Origin of the sequence: Muriicola sp. (genome assembly GCF_049669965.1) — a bacterium.
Taxonomy (GTDB): Bacteria; Bacteroidota; Bacteroidia; order Flavobacteriales; family Flavobacteriaceae; genus Muriicola.
On sequence record NZ_JBATLB010000285.1, the window covers coordinates 1 to 3,132 of the forward strand.

Here is a 3,132-nt window from a genome sequence, read left to right on the forward strand (position 1 = left end):
TCCAGGACTGTTGACAGCAAGACTCCATGAAGACAAGAAGGTGCAGGATGTTTAAACATCTGAAACTAAAAGGGATACTCAGAGAAATTAATACAGTATGAAAACAACACCTGAACACGACGCCCGAATTGCAAAAATGATATTTGCAGGGGTATATCCTCATTATGTCACTAAAGTGGAGAAAAAAGGCCGGACCAAGGAAGAACTACATCAGGTGATAGAATGGCTGACGGGTTTTGATGCCAAAAAACTCAAGGAACTTATAGACGAAAAAGTAACTTTTGAAACCTTCTTCGCAAAGGCAAAACTGAATCCAAATGCTCACCTTATAACCGGTGTTATTTGTGGATATAGGATAGAAGAAATTGAAACCCCATTGACAAAACAAGCAAGATACCTGGACAAGTTGGTGGAAGAGCTGGCCAGAGGCAGAAAGATGGAGAAGATTTTACGACAAGGGTAATTAAAACAAAAAGGGACACTGCTCGCTTCCACAACTATAAATGACCCACCTGAGGTACCCACCCGTCTTCTACCCGCCTACTTCTGAAACCCTATAGTTATGAGGAAACACGCAGTTTTTGCTTTCGCTAGTGCGCTGCGCTCTTGTAATTGCAATTTGCTATCTTTCAATTTCGCAACGAAACTGTACACAAGAGCCTTGGCAACTAACACAACAAACCAAACCGATGAATAAAACATACATTTTTACCTTACTATTTTTAGTGACTACAACAAGTCTCTTTGCACAAGTAGATTTTGATCCTGAACAAAGGCTTGTGGAATTGTCAGGAAATAAAGAAAATATCGGAATTGTTGCCGGCTATAGTATCGATGGTGAAGTGAAGTGGTCCCAATCTGCCGGTGTAAGCTGTCAGGATAGTGACATCCCCTTTTCATCAACAACCCTAACAAGAATTGCATCCATCGCCAAGAATTTTACGGCGGCGGCCATCATGCAGCTGGTAGAAAAAGAAGTTATTAGTCTAGATTCACCCATTGAAAACTATTTGCCAGATGTACCCACAGACAAAAAACAGATTACCGTACTGCAGCTTATGGCTCATACGTCAGGGATCCCGCAATACCTTGGAGAAAAAGAAATTGAAAATACCATCCACTACGAATCTTTACAGGATGCCATGGAGATATTTATCCAAAGACCCTTATTATTTGAACCGGGCACTAAATATTTCTACACCACCTATGGCTATGTAGTTTTGGGTAGAATCATAGAATCCGTAACCTCTATGACCTATGAAGATTATATGAAGAAAAATGTTTTTAAAGTAGCGGCAATGAGCCATACCTTCATCGAAGATATCAACAAAGCCTACTTACATAAATCGTGTCTTTATCACAATAACGGAAGAAAAGCAAAAGAAGGAAATCAAAACGATTTAAGTAACAGAATACCAGGGGGTGGATTTATTAGTACGTTGGAAGATCTCCTGAATTTTGGAAACGCCTTGCTGCAAGATAAACTAATAACAAGGGAGAGTTTGGATAAAATGCTAAAATACCAGCCAGTTGAATACGATGGAAATAAATACGGTTTGGGATGGTTTCTATACGGCCCGCCACCAAATGAAAATTTAGTGATCGGGCATAGTGGCGGGCAAACAGGTTGTACAAGTCAATTAATGATTGTACCCAGATCCAATACAGTAGTGGTGGTGCTATCTAATACCTCCGGAACATACCCGGCGGTAGCAACTTTTGCCTCTAAACTTATTAGATATTCTGAATCGAAGTAAAAAATAATTAGTACCAACAGTGTACAAAAGCGATTAAAACGGGTTTAATACTACAGCATTGAAATAGACTAAAAATCAACCAACCGGTAACCATTGCTTAAATTCTTTCGAATAATTACACAAAATTTACTTTCCGAAGGAAAAACAGGAACGTACGTAAAATTTGCAATTGGTACAATTGTTCGTGCAGAAATTAGAACTTTATTGGCTTTACAGGTCAATAACTGGAATGAAAATCAGCAGGCAGCTTTGTCAGAAACGTTTTAATGATGGCAATAAAATAAGAGTTAATTGATGTTCAAATCTATTTGTAAAATGAGGCACGGATAATATATCCGCGCTAGCAGCTTCTTACTGTGGATGATCTCTAAGGCTTCAGCTCCTTAATACTATCCATCTCCTTTCTAAAGCGGAGGATCATAAAACTGTCTAATTCCTGCCCAACACTGTCTCGCATGATGCGCCAGTTGGCGGCATTCATCTTAATTGTGTAATTCCTGATCTTATGAAACCTTTCCAGATTAAATCGGTTGGCCTTCCAAGCCGCTTCTGTGCTTTCCTGATGCTTCAGGTCCTGCAAATAAATACCTACCCCAAAGCCCAGTACTACAAGGATAAGAACTACAATAAATTGTTTTTTTGTCTTTATCAAAATTCGGGGTTCAAGAAACAACATCATTTAAAATGCTGTACTTTATGGAATCTAAAGTAGTGTTTTATTTTTCAATCCGGAATGATACAGGTCAAAGTGGCCCCAATCCACGATATACAGGACGTTTTTACTGCTTATTCGAACATCAAACTTATGAATTCGGCTACGCAGGCCGGTTTATCCGCGCCTTCTATCTCCACTTCGCAATTCCAGGTGATCTTCAGGCCATTATCTCCGTAATCCTCTATATGCTGTACACTTCCTTGTAATCGTACTCTGCTGTCTACCAACACCGGACTCGGAAAACGAACCTTGTTTAATCCATAGTTTACGCCCATTTTAGCCGACTTTACACTTACACTATCGCCAAGTAACTTGGCCAACAGCGAAACAGACATAAACCCATGGGCAACAGGTTTTTTAAAGGGAGAGTATTTAGCTGCTTTTTCGAGGTCTACGTGTATCCATTGAAAGTCCATCGTTGCCTTTGCAAAATCATTGATCATTTCCTGAGTGATGGTTAGCCAATCTCCTGTGGGAATAGTTTTCCCTTCCAATTCTCTGAATTCTTTAAAATTTTCAACTTCCAGTTTTGCCATGGTTACTTTTATCGTGAAGTTCCTCCATCAATCGTCAGACAAATACCCGATACAAATCGTGCTTCATCTGATGCCAGATACAAATACCCATACGCAATATCAATGGGCTGGGCAACCGTTTTCA

The 3,132-nt window shown here is 39.7% G+C and carries 4 protein-coding genes; 2 read left to right on the top strand and 2 right to left on the bottom strand.

The features are described 5' to 3' along the window. Positions 1–97 precede the first annotated feature (97 nt). Both WBM49_RS13935 and WBM49_RS13940 read left to right on the top strand, forming a co-directional pair. Positions 98–463, top strand: a complete 366-nt coding sequence (locus tag WBM49_RS13935) for a DUF2200 domain-containing protein (RefSeq protein WP_424372653.1) — start codon at positions 98–100, stop codon at positions 461–463. 226 nt (positions 464–689) lie between these two features. Then, positions 690–1,757, top strand: a complete 1,068-nt coding sequence (locus WBM49_RS13940; protein WP_424372654.1) for a serine hydrolase domain-containing protein — start codon at positions 690–692, stop codon at positions 1,755–1,757. A gap of 367 nt (positions 1,758–2,124) precedes the next feature. Here the strand turns inward: WBM49_RS13940 and WBM49_RS13945 are convergent, their stop codons facing one another. Together WBM49_RS13945 and WBM49_RS13950 are read right to left on the bottom strand one after the other, a co-directional pair. Beyond that, complete coding sequence (locus WBM49_RS13945) at positions 2,125–2,409, bottom strand: hypothetical protein (RefSeq protein ID WP_424372655.1); 285 nt, start codon at positions 2,407–2,409, stop codon at positions 2,125–2,127. 134 nt (positions 2,410–2,543) lie between these two features. Then, positions 2,544–3,008, bottom strand: coding sequence for a MaoC family dehydratase (locus WBM49_RS13950; RefSeq protein ID WP_424372656.1), 465 nt, complete (start codon positions 3,006–3,008; stop codon positions 2,544–2,546). Positions 3,009–3,132: the final 124 nt, after the last annotated feature.

Coding starts and splice junctions, on each gene's coding strand:
- WBM49_RS13935 (WP_424372653.1), top strand. CDS start 98: ATGAAAACAACACCTGAACACGACGCCCGAATTGCAAAAATGATATTT.
- WBM49_RS13940 (WP_424372654.1), top strand. CDS start 690: ATGAATAAAACATACATTTTTACCTTACTATTTTTAGTGACTACAACA.
- WBM49_RS13950 (WP_424372656.1), bottom strand. CDS start 3,008: ATGGCAAAACTGGAAGTTGAAAATTTTAAAGAATTCAGAGAATTGGAA.